The sequence below is a fragment of the Lentzea sp. NPDC004782 genome (genome assembly GCF_040609115.1).
GTDB lineage: Bacteria > Actinomycetota > Actinomycetes > Mycobacteriales > Pseudonocardiaceae > Lentzea.
The window spans coordinates 24,347-41,806 of record NZ_JBEXJN010000064.1 but is presented as its reverse complement, the minus strand read 5'-3'; the positions used below and the strand labels follow the sequence as shown (position 1 = coordinate 41,806).

The following is a 17,460-nucleotide window of genomic DNA, read 5'->3' as shown; positions in this document are numbered from 1 at the left end:
GCTCACTGCCCGGCCGGCTTGAGCTTCACGTACACCTGCGAGGCGTCCGGGCGCTTCCACACCGCGGGGAACGCGTAGAGGTCGTCCTTGCTGGGCCAGCCGGTGAACGCCTTGGCGTTGTACTCGTTCGGGACGCCACCGGTCAGCACCGGGATGTACGGCATGTACTTCTCCAGCTCGACCTGGATGGCGTCGTAGTGCTGCCGGCGCGCGGGATTGCCGCGGTCGGTCTTCTTCAGCTCGGCCAGCGCCTGGTCCACGGTCGCGTTGCTGAACCGGGAGTAGTTCGGGTAGGCCGACTGCCCGGCCGGTGCCGTGGCCGCGGTGGAGAAGAAGTAGGCGTAGGTGTAGTACGGGTCGGGCGCCGGGCCCTGCTCCACCGAGTCGATCAGCAGCTCGTACTGGCCGCGGCCGCGCGCGTCGGCCCACTCGTTCCACGACAGCTGCTGCGGGGTGATCTTGATGCCGATCTGGAGCAGCTGCTGGGCCAGGGTCTCCAGCGCGGTGATGTAGTCGGTCCAGCCGGCGACCACCTTCACGCTCAGCGTCAGCGGCTTGCCGTCCTTGGCGTAGATGCCGTCCGCGCCCTTGACGTACCCGGCGGAGGTGAGCAGCTCGTTGGCCTTCGCGGTGTTCGGGTTCATCGGTGCGAGGCGGTCGGTGAGCTTGCTCGACACGAGTGCGTTGTCGCGCGGCAACAGCGTGAAACCGGGAGACATCTCGCTGTTGACGTTCTGGAACGCCAGCGAGTTGATCTGGGTGCGGTTCATGCCGTAGTAGATCGCCCTGCGCACGGCCGGATCGGTCTGCGCGCCCTGGCAGCCCAGCTGGGCGTTGGAACAGGTGAACAGCGCGACCTGGTTGAGCGGCAACGTGATCGCCTTGTACCCGGGGTAGTTCTTCTCGATGTCCTTGAGGTCGGGGATCGGACCGGTCTGCCAGTCGATCGACCCGGCCTTCAACGCGTCCACGCCCGCCTGGTTGCCGGACAGGGACAGGTAGCGGATGCGCTTGAGCGCCGGCTCACCGCCCCAGTACTTCGGGTTCGCCTTGAGGGTGAACGACTGCGGCTTGAAGTCGTCGAGCACGAACGGCCCGGTGCCGACCGGCTTGGGGTTCACCTCGGTCGCGGGGTTCGCGATGTCCTTCCAGACGTGCTCCGGCATGATCCACATCTGGCCGAGCACCTGCGGTCCGTCCATGTAGGACGGTTCGGGGAACTTGACCACCACGTGCGTGTCGTCGGTCGCGGTGGCCGTGCCCTGGAAGGCGGTCTTGTTCAGGGCCGGATTCTTGGCGACCATGCCGAGCGTGAACACGACGTCCTTGGCGGTGAACTTCTGGCCGTCGGACCAGGAGACGTTGTCCCGCAGGGTGATCGAGAGCTCGGTGCCGTCGCCGTTCCACGAGTACGCGGTGCCGAGGAGCGGTTTCGGCGGCTGGTCGGCGGCGATGTTGAAGAAGAACAACGGCTCGTTGATCGTGCCCATGCCTTCGATGAAGGTGGGGGAGTACGGGTTGAAGTTGAGCTGGAAGTCGCCCGCCTGCCCGGTGTAGACGACGAGCGTGTCCCGGGACTGACCGCGTCCGCCGGAGCTCGCGCAGCCCGCGGCGAGCAGCACCGCCAGGCCGAGTGTGCAAAGCCGCTTCAGCAGGAACATCGTTGATCCTCCGCGTGGCCGAGTGGTCCGCACCCGGCCTGTGGAGCCCGGACGGGGCGCCTGCGTGGGGGAGATTCTTCAGTTGCTAAACAAAGAAAGTCAACGGTGCGGTTGTCGACGCTTTGCTAGTGTTCTGTTATCGATCAGGAGGTTCGTCGTTCGACGACGGAGGCGCGGATGACCCATTCCAGCACCAGAGCGGCTGTGCTGGACCTGGTCCGCGCGGCCGGCACGATCAGCCGGGTCGGCCTGGTCAACGCGACCGGCCTCACCGGCGGCACGATCTCCACGGTGGTGCGCGGCCTGATCGACGAGGGCCTGGTCGTCGAGACCGGGCACGCCGAGTCCACCGGCGGCAAGCGCCGGGTCATGTTGCAGCTCAACCACTTCGCGCGCTACGCCGTCGGCGTGCACCTGGACGACGCGCGGATCACGTGCGTGCTGACCAACCTCGGCGGCGCGGTGGTCGCCAGGATCTCCCGCGCGTGCGCGGGTGAGCCTTCCGGCCTGGCGGCGCGGACGGTCGACGCGGTGATCGACAGCGTCGGCGTCGACCGCGACCGCGTGCTCGGACTGGGCCTGGTGTCCCCGCGGTCCCTGCGCGGCTGGGAGGGGCACGACCTCGGCCCCGCACTGGAACGCGCCACCGGCCTGCCCGTGGTGCTGGACAACGACGCCGCCGCGGCCGCGATCGGCGAACACTGGGCCGGCGGCGTCGGTGCCACGTCGACGTTCGCCGCCCTGTACATGGGAACCGGCATCGGTGCGGGCACGGTGCTCGGCGGCACCACCTACCGCGGCCCGAGCGGCAACGCCGGCGAGATCGGCCACACCTGCCTGGACGTCGACGGCCCGCGCTGCTGGTGCGGCGCCCGCGGCTGCCTGGAGGCGCTGGCGGGCCCCGCCGCGGTCGTCGCGCAGGCCCGCTCCGACCGCGCGCTGACCCGCGCGGCCGGCCTGCTCGGCGGCCGGACCCGGCCCCGCACACCGGTTTCGGCGGACTTCGCGGCACTCAGCCGGATCGCGCGACAGGGCAATCCTCGCGCACTGGCCCTGCTGGAGCGGTCGGCCAGGTACGTCGCGGCCGCCGCCCGCACGCTCGCGAACGTGATGGACCTCGAGGTGCTGGTGCTCACCGGACCGGGCTTCGCCGTGGCCGGAGCGATCTACCTGCCGGTCTTGCGTGCCGAGCTGGACGCGGCGTTCTTCGCGCGCGCCGCGCACCCGATCGCCGTGCGGTTGTCGCCGTCGGCGGCGTCGGCTCCGGCGATCGGTGCCGCGGCGATCGTGCTGCAGTCGGAACTCGTGCCGCGGCACCAGGGGTTGCGCTTGCCGGACGACCTGGCGGCAGGAGAACCACCGGTCTTCCAGCCGTCAGCGTGACCGCCCGCGCCCCCGTTGTGGATGAAGGGCTCCTTGCTCCACCTGGTGTGGGTCAAGGGCGCCTTCATCCACGTCGCCTGCCCGCGAAGGTCGGCGCAACGCGTCGCCGCTTGAGTTCCTGGCATTGCACCTGACGTGGAGGAAGGAGCCCTTCATCGACCACGACGAGGGCCGGAGGCGCACCAGGAGACCGTCGCGGTCAGCAGCCCACCCGCTTCGACCCGAGCGCGATGTCGTCGAGCCAGAGGTCGTGGGTGTCGTCGTTGGCCTGGTAGAGCTGCCACCCGATCTTGACGGTGTCGAAGGCCGGGAACACGAAGTCCACCGGGTTGCCGCCGTGCGAACGGGTCGAGACGGTGAGATCGGGCTGCGGCACGCCGTCGAACCACAGCTCGACGCGGTTGTCCGAGGCGTCCATGCGCCACTCCACGCACTGCCACACGTCCTCGCGCGAAGGTGCCGACTCGCGCCAGTTCGTCCAGTCGCCGGTCGGGCCTCCGTCGGCGCCGACTCCCCACAGCGCGTGGCCGGAGGTCGGCACGTACTGGCCGCCGAGCGGTCGTACGATCTCGGGCCCGCGGCCGGTGGCCTCCACCAGCGTGTAGTGCGCCCAGTCCGGCCGTTTCGGGAAGGCCTTGACCTTCAGCCGGACGCGGCCGTAGAAGCTGTTGCCCGGCGCCGAGAAGTCGTCGACTCGCAGGAATGCTCGGCCGTTGCGTTCGGTGTGCGCGTGCAGCACCCGTTGGCCGCGTGCGCCTTTCTCCACGGTGAGCGTGCCGTGCTTGGTGTCGACGCCCCAGTCGAGGCTGGTCGCGCCGCCCAGTGGGACGGACTGGAAGTCCTCGCAGAACAACAGATCGGCGCGATCGCACGACCGGGCGTGCGCGTCAGCGGACGGGGTGAGGGTCAGCAGGAGGGGTAGAGCCAGGATCACGGACAACGCTTTCCGCATGTGCATGCGGGCAAATCTAGAAGATCCGCCGGTGAGATAGGCATTTCGAATCGAATTCGATCGCCGCTGACCAGCTCTGCCGCGCGGGCGTTTTGCGGGCTAACGTACGGGTCGTGGGGGGACCCCGTGGTGAGGTCCGGATTCTCGGGCCGGTCGAGGTGTGCGGCCCGCACGGACGGGCCGAGCTGACCGGTGCCCGGCAACGCGGCATCGTGGCGGTGCTCGCTCTGCGGGCGGGCACCCCCGTGCCGGTCGACCGCCTCGTGGACGTGCTGTGGGGCGACGATCCGCCTCGCACGGCCGTGCGGTCGTTGCACAGCTACGTGGCGCGCGTGCGGCAGGCGCTGGCGGACTGCGGCATGCCCGGCGCGCTGCTGACCAAGCCCGGCGGCTACCAGCTGGACGCGGCGGTCGACGCCGAGCGGTTCGAGCGGACCAGGGACCTCGGCCTGTGGCGGGGTGAACCGCTCGCGGGCACCGAGCTGTTCGGGTGGGGCCGTGCGGAGATCGATCGGTTGCGGGAACAGCGGATCGCCGTGCTGGAGGCGTACTGGGCCGACCGGCTGGACCACCGGAACGCGATCGGCGAGCTGGAACGGCTGGTGGCGGGCCATCCGACCAGGGAACGGCTCGTCGGCCTGCTGATGCGGGCGTTGCACCTCGACGGACGGCACGCCGACGCGCTGGAGGTGTTCCGCCGCCTGAGATCCACGCTGGCCGAGGAGCTCGGCGCCGACCCCGGTCCCGAGCTCAGCGCACTGCACACCGCCATCCTCCGCCGCGATCCCGCGCTGCACAGCGCGAAACCCGCCCAGCTGCCCGCCCGCGCCGGGCACTTCACCGGCCGTGCCGCCGAGTTCGCCGCACTGGCGGCGCTTCCGCCGATCGTCGTCGTCTCCGGTGTCGCCGGGGTCGGCAAGACCACGTTCGCGGTCGAGTGGGCGCACCGCGTGGCCGATCGTTTCCCCGACGGGCAGGTGTTCCTCGACCTGCGACGGCTCACCCCCGCCCAGGCGCTGATCGAGATGCTCCACGGCCTCGGCGTGCCCTCCGGCCGCGTTCCCGCCGATCCGGCGCCGCTGTACCGGACGTTGTTGCACGGCAAGCGTTTGCTCATCGTGCTAGACGACGTCCGTCGCGCGCGGGACGTGTTGCCACTCGTGCCCGGTGATCCGGGGAACCTGCTGCTGATCACGAGCCGGGACGCGCTCTCGGCGCTCGGCACGCGCCACGCCGTGCACACCGTCAGCCTCGACCTGCTGAGCGAGCCGGAGGCGCACGAACTGCTGGCCCGCATCCTCGGCGCACCGAGGGTGCACGCGGAATCCGGCGCCACCGCGGACCTCGTCGTCCACTGTGGACGGCTACCGCTCGCGCTGCGCATCGCGGCCGCGCGGCTCGCGGTGCGGCCGGGCAGGCGGATCGCCGACCTCGTGCGCGAGCTGACCCGCAACGACCCGTTGGACGTGCTCGCGGTCGACGGCGACGACCGCTCGGTGCGCACCGTGTTCGCCAGCGCGCATCGCACGTTGAGCCCGCAGGCGGCGCGCCTGTTCCGCGTGCTCGGCGAACATCCCGGCACGAGCTTCCCCGCCGACCTCGCCGACGCCCTGGGACCGGGGCTGGACGAGCTCGTCGCGTCGCACCTCGTCAGCGAGGTGGGCAACGGCCGGTACGCGCTGCACGACCTGATCCGGTTGTTCGCCAGGCAGAGCGGCGACCTCGGCGACGGCGTGGAACGCCTGCTGGACCGGTACCTCACGGTCGCCCACGCGGCCAACACCGTGCTCAACCCGCGCCACGACCTCGTGACCCGCGCACCCGGCGACGACCTCCCGTTCGCGGCGAACCGGGCCGAGGTGCTCGCCTTCCTCGACGCCGAACGGGACAACCTGCTGCACGTGATCAGACTGGCCGCACGCGCCGGGTTGCACCGCGAGACCTGGCAGCTGGCGTACCTGCTGACGAGCTACTTCGAGGCGCGCGGCAACTGGGCGGCCCGCGTCGAGCAGTGCGAGCACGCCGTCGCCGCCGCCCGCGCGCTCGGTGACCAGCGCGCGGAAGCGGAGATGCTGCGCGGCCTGGGCATCGCGTTGCAGATGACCTCGCGCATCGCCGAAGCCATGGTGGTGCAACGGCAAGCGCTCGCGCTGGTGCGCGAGGCCGGCGACCTGCGCGGGGAAGCGCGGCTGCACAACAACATCGGCAACGCGCACTCGGAGCTGCGCGAGTTCGACCTGGCACTGGAGTCGTACCAGGCGGCGATGCGCGTGCATCGGGCGGCGGGCGACGAGGTGGGCGTGGCACTGGCCCAGCGCAACCTCGGCTACACCTGCGTGCGCATGGGCCGGCCGGGTGACGCGGTCGAACCGCTGCTCGCGGCGCTGAAGACGTTGCGCGCCAAGGGGAACTCACGGCTGGAGGCCGCGACGCTGATGTCGCTGGGCAACGCCTTCCACCAGCTGGCCGACCGCGGACCCGCGTTGCGCTGCTTCGGCGACGCGCTGCGGATCAGCCGCGAGCTCGCCGACCGCCGGTTCGAGGCGGACGCGCTGGGCCACCTGGGGGTCACGCAGCTCGCGCTCGGCGACCCCGCCGTGGCCCGTGACCACCTGACCGCCGCCGTCGCGGTGTGCCGCGAGCTCGGCGACCGGCACCGCGAGTCGTCGACCCTGCACCGCCTGGCGGAGGCCGAGCTGGCCCTCGACGACCTCGCCGCCGCCCGCGAGCACCTCACCACCGCGCTGGCAGCACGGGCTCAGGCACCGGAGAAGTTCGAGGAGGCCTCGGTCCACCGCACGTTCGCCGACCTGGAGGGCCGGTGCGGGCGGTGGACCGAGGCGGCCCGGCACCTGGCTCAGGCCGTCGTGCTGTTCACTTCCTGCCGGCGATCGTGAACACCGCCGCGGCCTTGCCGACCTGACCGGGCTTCACCTCGGTGATCCGCAGGGTGAACTGCTTCTGCTGCCCGCTCACCCGCAGCACGGTGTACGGCACCTCGGCGTGGTCCGTCCCCGCCTTGATCGTGACGGTTCCGCTCGGCTCGGCCTGGTAGTCCTCGCCCAGCTTCGCGGTGCCGTCGACGAACTTGTAGGACACGGCGACGTCCTGCTTCACCGCGCCGTTGCGCGACTTCAGCTCCGCCGAGTACTGACCGGCCCTCTCGTGCACCGGGCCGTCGAGCGCGTCCACGACGACGGGGCAGTCCGGCGGGTCGCAGTCCGGTGCTCCGTGTGCGGGCACGATCCCCAGCAACAGCAGCAACAACACCATGATCGTCTTCATTGACCACCCCTTCGGCAGGTCCGTCTCCGCCCAACGGAGACGGACCCGCCGAAGTTGATACTGCTACTTTTCGTCCTTTTCGTTCACGAGGTACTGCGCGCCACCGAGATCCAGCCCCTGGGCGTCGATCTGGTGCACGAGCAGCTCGGCGGGAGTCGCGTCGACGTCGGTCGCGAAGGTCAGTCCGATCTCGGCCCGTTCCTCGGCCTTGAGCACGAGCCCGTCGAGGCGCGCGAACTTCGGTTCCACGATCAGAACCTCGGTCTCACCCACCGGCTTCACGCCGACGCCCTTCTGCCCGGCTTCCTTCCACCGCCGCGCCAGGTCGGGCCCGAGGTCGACCGTCACCGTGCCGGCGAACGGCCGCTCGGGCTGTTCGAGGACCAGGCTCTGCCTGCCGTCGGTGCGATCGGGGTTGCCGATGGTGTACGGAAGGCGGACCGGGTGGCCCGGGAACACGCGCACCGAGTCGACGTTGCGCCACGCGATGTTGTTGTTGTTCTGGGCGTTGAGCTGTGTGTTGGGTCCTTCGGCGAACGTCATGGGATCAGCGGCCGACACCCATCTGGAGAGCAGGCAGAAGTGTCCGGGACCGGGCACGTCCGCGCCGAACCAGGTGATCATGACCGTGGTGCCCGTCATCGGCACGCTCGCGGGCGCGGCACCGATGGGCACCCAGCCGCCCGGCCACGGCGTCCCGCCACCGATGTTGCTGCGGTACAGGTAGAGGTAGCCGCCAACGTTGCCCTGGGCGCCGGCCTTGCGGCGCAACGTGACGAACACGTAGTTGTCGGCACCCACGACGGGGTTCTGGGACGACGCGCAGAACACCGGGGTGTGGCACACCCTGATGTCCGGGCTGAAGTAGATGCTGCCGCTGCTGGGCTCGTTGCCCACGTCGGCGACGTTGTCGCGGGTGTAGACGTCGCGGTAGTTCGGCGTGGCGCTCGCCGGTGCGATGAGCGCCACGACCGCCAGCAACCCGGCTGCCAACGCCGCCAGCTTGGTCTTCACGGTCTCCTCCTCGGTTGCAGGTCTGCTGACCGAAGGAGTACCTGTGGGCTGTTGTAGCGCGGTTGTCGTGCTGTTGTCGGACGGTCAGGCCTGCTGGACCGCCGCGGGCGCGAGCCGCTCCCGCACCGGCTGCCCGAGCTCCGCCGTGGGACGCCGGAAGGTCTCGCGGGCCGTGGAGATCGCCGCCGCGCTCATCGCGCAGACCGCCGCCGTGAAGATCGCGACGGCGGTCCAGCCGTCACGGCCGGAACCGATCGCCGACACCACGCTCGGCGCGAACCCGGCGAGCAGGAACCCGAACTGGGTGCCGATCGCCATGCCGGACAGCCGGACCTCGGTGCTGAACATCTCGCCGTACAGCGAGGGCCAGATGCCGTTGATCGCGGAGTAGGCCACCCCGGACATCAGGATGCCGAGGGCCAGCACCAGGCCGTACGCGCCGATCGAGATCGACCACAGGTACGGGAAGATCAGGATCGCGCACCCGCCGCAGCCGGCGAGGAACACCGGCTTGCGGCCGATCCGGTCCGAAAGGCCTGCCAGCAGCGGGATCGCGGCCAGCGCGACGACGTTGGCGAGCACGCCGACCCAGAGCATGGACGTGCGCGACAGGCCGATCGTGTTCACCCCGTAGCTCAGGGAGTAGACGCTGAAGATCGTGCTGACCGAGGCGACGCTGGCCGCGAGGACGACGCGCAGGACGTCGGCCCAGTGGTTGCGGAACAACGTCACGACCGGCAGTTTGGCCGCCTTGGCGCGCTTGAACGCGGCGGTCTCGTCGATCCTGCGGCGGATGACGAGCCCCACGACCACGACGACCGCGCTGCACCAGAACGGCACGCGCCAGCCCCACGTCAGCAGGTCGTCCTGGGGGAGTGCCGCCACGGGCAGGAAGACCGCGGTGGCCAGGATCTGACCGGCCTGCGTGCCGCTGAGGGTGAAGCTGGTGAAGTACGCCCGGCGGTGTTCCGGCGCGTGCTCGAGGGACATCGAGTTCGCGCCCGCCTGCTCTCCGGAAGCGGAAAGTCCTTGCAGCAGACGGAGAACGACGAGCAGGACCGGCGCCAGGACGCCGACCGAGGCGTAGGTGGGCAGGCAACCGACCGCGAACGTCGCGATGCCCATCAGCAGCAGGGTGAAGACGAGGACCTTCTTGCGGCCGAAGCGGTCGCCGACGTGACCGAGCACGAAAGCGCCGAGCGGCCGGGCGAGGTAGCCCACGCCGAACGTGGCCAGCGCGAGCAGGGTTCCGGTCGCCGGCGCGGTGGCCGGGAAGAAGACCTTGTTGAACACCAGCGCGGCGGCCGTGCCGTAGATGAAGAAGTCGTAGTACTCCAGAGCGCTGCCGATCCAGGCTGCCAGCGCGGTCCTGCGGGCCATCGAAGAGGTCACGGCGCACTCCGTTGTACGTTCTAGTTAGTTAATTAAAGGTCGGTCACCTCACCCGGAGTGTCAAGAGCCCGTTTTCAGGCGGTCAGGTAGTTGATCAGCAGGTCACCGAGCATGCGCCGGTGGTGCTCGCGCCGGGCCGGGTCGAGCATGTCCCGTCCGAAGATCGCGGCGAACGTGTGCCGGTTCGCGAGCCGGAACACGCAGAACGAGCTGATCACCTGGTGGACGTCGAGCGCGTCGACGTCGGCGCGGAACCGGCCGGCCTCGCGGCCGCGGGCGAGCACGCGGGTCAGCCCGTCGAGCACCGGGTTCGCGAGACCCGCGAGGATCTCCGACCGCGCGATGTGCTCGGCGTGGTGGATGTTCTCGATGCTGACGAGCCGGATGAAGTCCGGGTTCGCCTCGTGGTGGTCGAACGTCAGCTCGGCGAGCTCGCGGATCGCGTCCTCCGGTTCGAGGTGCTCGACGTCCAGCTCGGCCTCGAGCGCGCGGATCGCGGAGTAGGCCCGCTCCAGCACGGCGACGTAGAGCTGTTCCTTGCCGCCGAAGTAGTAGTAGATCATCCGCTTGGTGGTGCTGGTGCGCTCCGCGATCTCGTCGACGCGCGCGCCCGTGTAGCCCTTGTCGGCGAACTCCCTCGTGGCCACGTCCAGGATGTCGGCGCGAGTGCGGTCCTTGTCCCGCTGGCGCTCGGCCTCGGACGACGACGGTGCGGCCACCGGCTTCCCTCCGATCAGCTGATGACCAGCCCAACTCTATTCCGCCGCGCTTGCCCGCACGCGGGGGCCTCGCGTGCGCCAGGAGCGAACGAAAGCTCCCCGCGTGCACTTCGCAACCAGGCTGTGCACTCGTTCGGCTCTTCCGAACGGACCAGTGCTGCGCTAACGTGAACTCACTAGTTCGTACATTGCGGAGGGGTACGCGTGCGGAGTTACCTGATCGGGCTCATCGGAACCGGGATCGGTCCGTCGCTGAGTCCCGCGCTGCACGAACGGGAAGCCGACCGGCTGGGACTGCGCTACGTCTACCGCCTGCTGGACCTCGACGTCCTCGGCCTCCCGCCGCGGGACGTGCTGAACGCCGCCCGCACGGCGGGGTTCGACGGCCTCAACGTCACCCACCCGGCCAAGCAGGCGATCACCCCGCACCTCGACGAGCTCGACCCCGAGGCGGCCGCACTCGGCGCCGTCAACACGGTGTGCTTCGAGAACGGCAGGGCGATCGGCCACAACACCGACGCGACCGGGTTCGCCCGCAGCCTGACCCTCGGCCTGCCCGACGTCGCCATGGAGGACGTCGTTCTGCTCGGTGCGGGAGGAGCGGGCGCCGCGGTGGGGCACGCGCTGCTCTCGCTCGGCACCGCACGTCTCGGCGTCCACGACGTCGACCCGGCGCGCAGCGCACAGCTCGTCGCGGCGCTGCAACGCAGGTTCGGCGCCGACCGGGCGGTCAGGTGCACGCCGGACGCGATCAGGACCGCGGACGGGCTGGTCCACGCGACACCCACGGGCATGGTCGCGCATCCCGGCCTGCCGATCGACGACTCCCTGCTGCGCGAGGACCTCTGGGTCGCCGACATCGTCTACCGGCCACTGGAGACGGCACTGCTGGCGGCCGCGCGGGCACGGGGCTGCCGCGTGCTGCACGGCGGAGGCATGGTCGTGCTCCAGGCCGCCGAGTCGATGCGGTTGTTCACCGGGGTGGAGCCGGACGCGGACCGGATGCTCGCGCACTTCGCCGAACTGGAAGGGGAACCCGCCCATGCGGCCTGACCCCCGCACCGCCATCGCGACCGTCTGCCTGTCGGGCACGCTGGAGGACAAGCTGGCCGCGGCCGCCGAGGCCGGGTTCGGCGGCGTCGAGCTGTTCGAGAACGACCTGCTCGCGACGCGCCGCACGCCTGCCGAGATCCGCGAGCGCTGCGCCGATCTCGGTCTGAGCATCGACCTCTACCAGCCTTTCCGCGACTTCGAGGCGGTGCCGCCGGACGTGCTGGCGGCCAACCTGCGCCGGGCGGAGCGCAAGTTCGACCTCATGGCCGAGCTGGGCGTGGACACCGTGCTCGTGTGCTCCTCGGTGTCGCCGGACGCCATCGACGACGACGATCTGGCGGCCGAGCAGCTGCACCTGCTCGCCGCCCGTGCCGCCGAACGCGGTCTTCGGGTCGCCTACGAGGCGCTGGCGTGGGGCAGGTTCGTCAACGGCTACGAGCACGCGTGGCGGATCGTGCGCCGCGGTGCGCATCCGGCGCTGGGCGTCTGTCTCGACAGCTTCCACATCCTGTCCAAAGGGGACGATCCGCGGCCGATCCGGGCGATCCCCGGTGAGAAGATCTTCTTCCTGCAGCTGGCCGACGCGCCGACGTTGCCGATGGACGTCCTGCAGTGGAGCCGCCACCACCGGCTCTTCCCCGGCCAGGGCGACTTCGACCTGACCGCCTTCACCGGCCACGTGCTCGCCGCCGGGTATCGCGGGCCGTTGTCGCTGGAGGTGTTCAACGACGTGTTCCGCCAGTCCGACCCGCACCGCGCCGCGGTCGACGCGATGAGGTCGCTGGTGGCGCTCAAGGATTCTCTGGGGTTGCTGGACGTGCCCGCCGCTCCGGTGCCGACGGGCTTCGCGTTCGCCGAGGTCGTCGGTGACTCCGGCCTGGCCGCCCTGGGGTTCGCCCGGACCGGCGTGCACCGCTCCAAGCCGGTGGAGCTGTGGACCCAGGGTCAGGCGCGAGTGCTGGTCAACGCGACGGGGGAGCCGGGCACGGTCGGCGCGCTCGGCGTCACCGTGCCGGACCCCGCCGCGGCGGCGCGGCGCGCGGAGGTCATGCTGGCCCCTCCGGTGGCACGCGCGACGGGGCCCGGCGAGGCGCCGTTGACCGCGATCACCGCGCCGGACGGCACCCAGCTCTTCCTCTGCTCCGGCCGCGACTGGATCGACGACTTCGTCCCGACCGGCGAGACCGCCGCCGGTGCCGGCATCACCGGCATCGACCACGTGGCGCTGACCCAGCCGTTCGACCACTTCGACGAGGCCACGTTGTTCCACCGCGCCGTGCTCGGGCTGGAACCGAGCGCTGTCACCGAGTTCGCCGCGCCGTACGGGCTGGTGCGCGCACGTGGCGTCAGCGGTGCCGGGATCCGCCTGTCGCTGGACGCCGCTCTGGTCCGGCGCGGGGTGTGGGCGCCCGCGGTGAAGGAGCCGCAGCACATCGCCTTCAGCACCGACGACGCGGTGGCGTGCGCGACTGCACTGCGGTCGTCCGGCGCGAGGCTGCTGGAGATCCCCGGCAACTACTACGACGACCTGGAAGCGCGCACCGGCCTGTCACCGGACCGCGTCGGCGCGCTGCGTGAACACTCCGTGCTCTACGACCGGGACGAGCACGGCGAGTTCCTGCACTTCCACGCCGAGCTGGTGGGTGCGCGGGTGTTCTTCGAGGTGGTCCAGCGAATCGGGGACTACCGGGGTTTCGGCGTCGTCAACGCCCCGGTCCGGATGGCCGCCCACCACGAGGCGAGGCTGAGCTCCGTCCGTTGAGGTAGGCGTGGTGAACCGAATCGTATGACGTATCACGTCAGCGATGTCGGGCCGCTACACTCGTCGGCACGCACCGTCGCATCGGCGAGGGGTGCGACCGGAGGGACGATGACGGCACCAGGCCAGCAACCGAGCGCGACCGTGAGCGTCAACGCCGTCCCGAACTGGGCGCGCCGGCCGGCGAACCTCGCCAGGGCGATCACGACCGAGCTCGTCGAACGGATCGTGCGCGGTGATCACCCGCCCGGAACGTCGTTGCCGCCGGAACCGGTGCTGTGCGAGACCTTCTCGGTGAGCAGGACCGTCATCCGGGAGGCGATGAAGGTCCTGCAGGAGAAGGGCCTGGTGCAGGTCCGCCAGGGCGCGGGCACGCAGGTCACCCCGCCGTCGACGTGGAACATGCTCGACGAGCTGGTGCTCGGGGCGGTGATCGCCGAGGACGCGACGCTCGGGATCCTCGACGACCTCGTGGTGACCCGCCGGTTGCTGGAGTCGGACATGGCGAACGTCGCCGCGCGGGTGGCCGACCAGGACGAGGTCGGCGCACTGGGTGCCCTCGTGGAGCGGATGGACGGCCTGCTGGACGACCCCGACGCCTACCGCGCGCTGGACACCGCCTTCCACGACACGATCATGCGGGCGTCCGGCAACCGCATCGCCAGGGCGGTGGTGCGGGCGCTGGAGAGCCAGGTCATGCACACCGCCAGCTACATGGGCAGGACCGACCGCGAACTCTGCGCGGCCTCGAACCGCGGTCACCGCCGCATCTACGAGCGGATCGCGGCGCACGACCCGGACGGTGCCGCCGAGGCCATGTTCGCCCACATCACCGAGGCCTGGCTGGTGCGCCGCAGCGAGGCTGGGGATCCTTCTCGCCTGGACCGCTGACCGCGCCCGAGGATCAGCCGCGGGGGAGCAGGAGCCGGTCCAGCAGGTCGTGCCAGCCGGTCTCGATGCGGTCCAGCGACATCCCGTGGTCGTGCGTGAGGTGTTCGACCAGCACGACGTCCACCGAGGACAGCAGGGTGTGGGCGAGCAGGTCGGCGTCGGCGTCCGGCAGCAGCACGCGCACCAGCGACGCCACGTGGGTGTGCCGCAGCCGCTTCGGCGGAACGCGGAACCGTCGTTCGGGCGCGGGTTCGGCGGCCAGGTAGAGGTCGCGGTGGGCGTGTTCGTGGCGCAGGACCGCCGGGCCGAACGCCCGCAGCCGCGCGGCCGCTCCGGCGCCGGGTCCGAGCGGCGGCGGACCGCTGAGGAACGCCTCCTGGAACCGGATCTCCGAGTGGTCGAGCAGGGCCTGGAGCAGCCCGTTCCGGTCACCGAAGCGCCGTGACACCGTGCCCTTGCCGACCCCGGCCTCGGCGGCGACGGTCTCCATCGTGATGGCCGCGGCGCCACGCTCGGCGGCGATCCTGGCCGCGGCCTCCAGCAGCCGCGCCCGGTTGCGCACCGCGTCCGCGCGCAGGGTCGCCCCGTCGCCGATGACGGGCAGTCCTGTGGGGTGGATCACCTTCGCAGGGTAGCCGGGAAGATAAGCGGGACGCGACCCGTTTAGCCTGACGACCCGTTTCACCACCTGCACCGGGAGTACTCCATGGCAGTCCGCATCCTCACCCTCGTCGGCAGCCTCCGCGCCGCGTCGACCAACCGCAGGCTCGCCGAGGCCGCGGTCCAGGTCGCGCCGGAGCACATCGAGGTCAGCGTGTACGAGGGCCTGGACTCCGTGCCGTTCTACAACGAGGACGTCGACGTGGAGGGCAGCGTGCCCGCCGCCGCCGTGAAGCTGCGCGAGGCCGCCGCCGAGGCCGACGCCCTGCTTCTGGTCTCGCCCGAGTACAACGGCACCATCCCCGCAGTGCTGAAGAACGCCATCGACTGGCTGTCGCGTCCCTACGGTGCGGGCGCCCTGGCCGGCAAGCCGGTCGCCGTCGTCGGCACCGCGTTCGGCCAGTACGGCGGCGTGTGGGCGCAGGACGAGGCCCGCAAGGCGGCCTCCATCGCCGGCGCCGCGGTCGCCGAGGACCTGACGCTGTCGATCCCCAGCTCCGTGGTCCGCTTCGCCGAGCTGCACCCGGTCGACGACCCCGAGGTCACCGAGAAGCTGACCGCGGTCATCGAGGGCCTGGCCGCCCGCACGAACGCCACCGTCTGACGCGCTCTACCGCGTTCGCGGAGTGCACGCGGGGAGCTTTCGTTCGCTCGTAGCGCACGAAAGGGCCCCGCGTGCGTTCAGAGGAGGCAGAACGAGCACCCCACGGCGTCAACGTGCCGAGGAGCAGGACCGTCCAGACCCTGCTCCCCGGCACTTTCAGGTAGTAGCGCGGCAGCAGGCAGCACCACGCCGCCACCGCGGCGACGACCGGGACGGCTGTGCCCATGCCGGCCACCGCAGTCACTTACGCGGTGCAGGCCGCCTGGTTGAGCGTCACGGCCGAAGGCGCGCTCGTCGTGCCGTTGGCGGTGAAGCCGAGCGACACCGACGCCCCGGGAGCCAGCGACGGGGCGTGCGACGGCGCGGTCACGGTGACCGTGCTGCCGGACTGGGTGAACGTTCCGTTCCAGCCGTTGTTGATGGTGACCCCGGCGGGCAGCGTGAACGCGACCGTCCACGGGTTGGCGGCGCTCGTCGAGGTGTTGGTGACGGTCAGCGAGCCCTGGAAACCGCCCTGCCACGAGTTGTCGAGCTTCCAGGCCGACTTGCACCCACCCGTGCCGCCTCCGCCGGTGGTCGTGGTCGTGGTCGTGGTGGTCGTCGTCGGACCGGAACCACCGGCCGGCGGGATGAGGTAGGGCTGAAGGATGCTCTGCTTCGCCTGGTTGACCGTGGTCCAGTCGTCGTTGAGGATGCCGCCCGTGTCACCGGAGTTGGGGTTCCACGACCAGTAGGTGAACGAGATGCCGTTGACACCGGTCCCGGTGTAGGCCATGAGCTTCTCCAGCCACACCTTGTCGACCGGGTTGGCCAGCGTCGTGCCGAACTCGCCCATCATGAGCGGCGCGGTGTTCTGCTTGTAGAGGTAACCCCAGTACTTGTCCCAGATCCCCGGCAGGTTCGCCGGGTAGTCGGGTGCGCTGAACCACGGCTGGTTGTAGACCGAGGTGGCGTACTCGTGCGGCGAGTAGACGAGCCGGCCGGGCACGGACAGGCGCACCGGGAACTGGCCCGCCTTCGACAGGTTCCCGCCCCACCAGCCGCAGTCCTCGTCGTTGGACGGGTCGCCGTCCCACACGTTCGACAGCCCGCCGCTCGGGCAGCTCACGCCCTCGACGAAGATCAGCCAGTTCGGCTGCACGGACAGGATGGCGTTGCCCGCGCGCTCGGCCGCGAGCCGCCAGTCGCGGGTGGTGTCGCCGCAGCCCCAGCACGAGCCGGTCGCGGCCGGGTTGGTGCCCTCGGCGTGCGGCTCGTTGTGCAGGTCGGCGCCGATCACCGTGGTGTTGCCCGCGTAGCGCTGGGCGAGCATCTTCCAGTCGTTGATCCAGGTGGACTCCGGCACGCTCGCCGTGTACCAGAGGGCGGTCTGCCCGGCGCTGGTCGGCCGGTGCCGGTCGAGGATGATCCGCATGCCCTTCTGGCCCGCGTAGCCGATCACCTTGTCGAGGATCTGCAACGGCGACAGGCCCACCAGGTCGGGATTGGTGTAGTCGTTGATGCCGGTGGCCTTGGCGTCGGGCTTCAGCGCGTCGTTGGAGAACGGGACGCGCAGGGTGTTGTAGCCCAGCTGCGCCATCTGGTCGAGCTGCTGGCGCCACGTGCGACTGGCCCACAGGCCGTGGAAGGTCTTGTTGTCGGTCTCCATGCCGAACCAGTTGAGGCCGGTCAGCCGGACCGTCGCGCCCGTGCTGTCCAGGATCTTGTTCCCGCTGGTGTGCAGGTATCCCGTGCCGGTGCCGCCCGTCGCGTCCACCGCCTGCGTGGCCTGGCTTGCGGTGTTGATGGCGACCGTTGCGCTCACGGCCACCGCGGCCGCGATCAGGGCGCCCAGAAGTTCGTTCCGCCGCTTCATCCGCTCTCCTTTGAGCACGACGCTCACGCCGCTGTGCTGGGGCTGTCCCAGATCGCGCCGTTCTGGGAGCGCTCCCAGACTCCAGATCCGGCCATCCGCGGTCAAGACGGCGTTCGGAGTAGCGCTGCCTCGTCAAGGGCCGGAAGGCGGTAACCGCCGTCGGTTGAACCGATTCCGGGATCTTCGGAAAAGCAGCGGCGTGACCTTCTCGGCGATCTTGGCGCGCCAGTAG

14 protein-coding genes are annotated in these 17,460 nt (G+C 70.6%); 6 read left to right on the top strand and 8 right to left on the bottom strand.

Features of this window, described 5'->3' with window-relative positions:
- Window positions 1-2 precede the first annotated feature (2 nt).
- On the bottom strand, window positions 3-1,661 hold the full coding sequence (locus ABZV40_RS38925; protein ID WP_355453840.1) for an ABC transporter substrate-binding protein: 1,659 nt from the start codon (window positions 1,659-1,661) through the stop codon (window positions 3-5).
- 177 nt (window positions 1,662-1,838) lie between these two features.
- Between ABZV40_RS38925 and ABZV40_RS38920 the strand changes: the two genes are divergently transcribed.
- Window positions 1,839-3,044 carry an ROK family protein gene (locus ABZV40_RS38920; protein ID WP_355453837.1) on the top strand — a complete coding sequence of 402 codons (1,206 nt, stop codon included), beginning with the start codon at window positions 1,839-1,841 and terminating at the stop codon, window positions 3,042-3,044.
- A 199-nt stretch (window positions 3,045-3,243) separates the two neighbouring features.
- On the opposite strand, the gene ABZV40_RS38915 is transcribed toward ABZV40_RS38920, so the two are convergent.
- The gene (locus tag ABZV40_RS38915; RefSeq protein ID WP_355453834.1) at window positions 3,244-4,002 is read right to left on the bottom strand and encodes a hypothetical protein; all 759 of its coding nucleotides are present in this window, start codon (window positions 4,000-4,002) and stop codon (window positions 3,244-3,246) included.
- Between the two features lie 107 nt (window positions 4,003-4,109).
- Between ABZV40_RS38915 and ABZV40_RS38910 the strand changes: the two genes are divergently transcribed.
- Window positions 4,110-6,893, top strand: a complete 2,784-nt coding sequence (locus tag ABZV40_RS38910; protein WP_355453831.1) for a BTAD domain-containing putative transcriptional regulator — start codon at window positions 4,110-4,112, stop codon at window positions 6,891-6,893.
- On the opposite strand, the gene ABZV40_RS38905 is transcribed toward ABZV40_RS38910, so the two are convergent.
- From ABZV40_RS38905 to ABZV40_RS38890, 4 genes are all read right to left on the bottom strand, one after another.
- On the bottom strand, window positions 6,871-7,281 hold the full coding sequence (locus ABZV40_RS38905; protein ID WP_355453828.1) for a Calx-beta domain-containing protein: 411 nt from the start codon (window positions 7,279-7,281) through the stop codon (window positions 6,871-6,873). The two genes, ABZV40_RS38910 and ABZV40_RS38905, sit on opposite strands and share 23 nt — an antisense overlap.
- Before the next feature lie 63 nt (window positions 7,282-7,344).
- Window positions 7,345-8,295 carry a hypothetical protein gene (locus tag ABZV40_RS38900; protein ID WP_355453825.1) on the bottom strand — a complete coding sequence of 317 codons (951 nt, stop codon included), beginning with the start codon at window positions 8,293-8,295 and terminating at the stop codon, window positions 7,345-7,347.
- Between the two features lie 84 nt (window positions 8,296-8,379).
- On the bottom strand, window positions 8,380-9,687 hold the full coding sequence (locus ABZV40_RS38895) for an MFS transporter (protein ID WP_355453822.1): 1,308 nt from the start codon (window positions 9,685-9,687) through the stop codon (window positions 8,380-8,382).
- 74 nt (window positions 9,688-9,761) lie between these two features.
- Window positions 9,762-10,406 carry a TetR/AcrR family transcriptional regulator gene (locus ABZV40_RS38890; RefSeq protein WP_355453819.1) on the bottom strand — a complete coding sequence of 215 codons (645 nt, stop codon included), beginning with the start codon at window positions 10,404-10,406 and terminating at the stop codon, window positions 9,762-9,764.
- 204 nt (window positions 10,407-10,610) lie between these two features.
- Between ABZV40_RS38890 and ABZV40_RS38885 the strand changes: the two genes are divergently transcribed.
- From ABZV40_RS38885 to ABZV40_RS38875, 3 genes are all read left to right on the top strand, one after another.
- Window positions 10,611-11,459, top strand: a complete 849-nt coding sequence (locus tag ABZV40_RS38885) for a shikimate dehydrogenase (RefSeq protein WP_355453816.1) — start codon at window positions 10,611-10,613, stop codon at window positions 11,457-11,459.
- Window positions 11,449-13,221 carry a TIM barrel protein gene (locus ABZV40_RS38880; RefSeq protein WP_355453813.1) on the top strand — a complete coding sequence of 591 codons (1,773 nt, stop codon included), beginning with the start codon at window positions 11,449-11,451 and terminating at the stop codon, window positions 13,219-13,221. Before ABZV40_RS38885 ends, ABZV40_RS38880 begins: the two co-directional genes overlap by 11 nt.
- Window positions 13,222-13,329: 108 nt before the next feature.
- Window positions 13,330-14,109 (top strand): FadR/GntR family transcriptional regulator, encoded by a 780-nt coding sequence (locus ABZV40_RS38875; RefSeq protein ID WP_355453810.1) that lies wholly within the window; start codon window positions 13,330-13,332, stop codon window positions 14,107-14,109.
- 13 nt (window positions 14,110-14,122) lie between these two features.
- On the opposite strand, the gene ABZV40_RS38870 is transcribed toward ABZV40_RS38875, so the two are convergent.
- Complete coding sequence (locus tag ABZV40_RS38870) at window positions 14,123-14,731, bottom strand: TetR/AcrR family transcriptional regulator (RefSeq protein ID WP_355453807.1); 609 nt, start codon at window positions 14,729-14,731, stop codon at window positions 14,123-14,125.
- An 84-nt stretch (window positions 14,732-14,815) separates the two neighbouring features.
- Between ABZV40_RS38870 and ABZV40_RS38865 the strand changes: the two genes are divergently transcribed.
- Window positions 14,816-15,373, top strand: a complete 558-nt coding sequence (locus ABZV40_RS38865) for an NADPH-dependent FMN reductase (RefSeq protein ID WP_355453804.1) — start codon at window positions 14,816-14,818, stop codon at window positions 15,371-15,373.
- A gap of 244 nt (window positions 15,374-15,617) precedes the next feature.
- On the opposite strand, the gene ABZV40_RS38860 is transcribed toward ABZV40_RS38865, so the two are convergent.
- Window positions 15,618-17,228 carry a cellulase family glycosylhydrolase gene (locus ABZV40_RS38860; RefSeq protein ID WP_355453801.1) on the bottom strand — a complete coding sequence of 537 codons (1,611 nt, stop codon included), beginning with the start codon at window positions 17,226-17,228 and terminating at the stop codon, window positions 15,618-15,620.
- Window positions 17,229-17,460: the final 232 nt, after the last annotated feature.

Coding starts and splice junctions, on each gene's coding strand:
- ABZV40_RS38925 (WP_355453840.1), bottom strand. CDS start 1,661: ATGTTCCTGCTGAAGCGGCTTTGCACACTCGGCCTGGCGGTGCTGCTC.
- ABZV40_RS38920 (WP_355453837.1), top strand. CDS start 1,839: ATGACCCATTCCAGCACCAGAGCGGCTGTGCTGGACCTGGTCCGCGCG.
- ABZV40_RS38915 (WP_355453834.1), bottom strand. CDS start 4,002: ATGCACATGCGGAAAGCGTTGTCCGTGATCCTGGCTCTACCCCTCCTG.
- ABZV40_RS38905 (WP_355453828.1), bottom strand. CDS start 7,281: ATGAAGACGATCATGGTGTTGTTGCTGCTGTTGCTGGGGATCGTGCCC.
- ABZV40_RS38880 (WP_355453813.1), top strand. CDS start 11,449: ATGCGGCCTGACCCCCGCACCGCCATCGCGACCGTCTGCCTGTCGGGC.
- ABZV40_RS38875 (WP_355453810.1), top strand. CDS start 13,330: ATGACGGCACCAGGCCAGCAACCGAGCGCGACCGTGAGCGTCAACGCC.
- ABZV40_RS38865 (WP_355453804.1), top strand. CDS start 14,816: ATGGCAGTCCGCATCCTCACCCTCGTCGGCAGCCTCCGCGCCGCGTCG.
- ABZV40_RS38860 (WP_355453801.1), bottom strand. CDS start 17,228: ATGAAGCGGCGGAACGAACTTCTGGGCGCCCTGATCGCGGCCGCGGTG.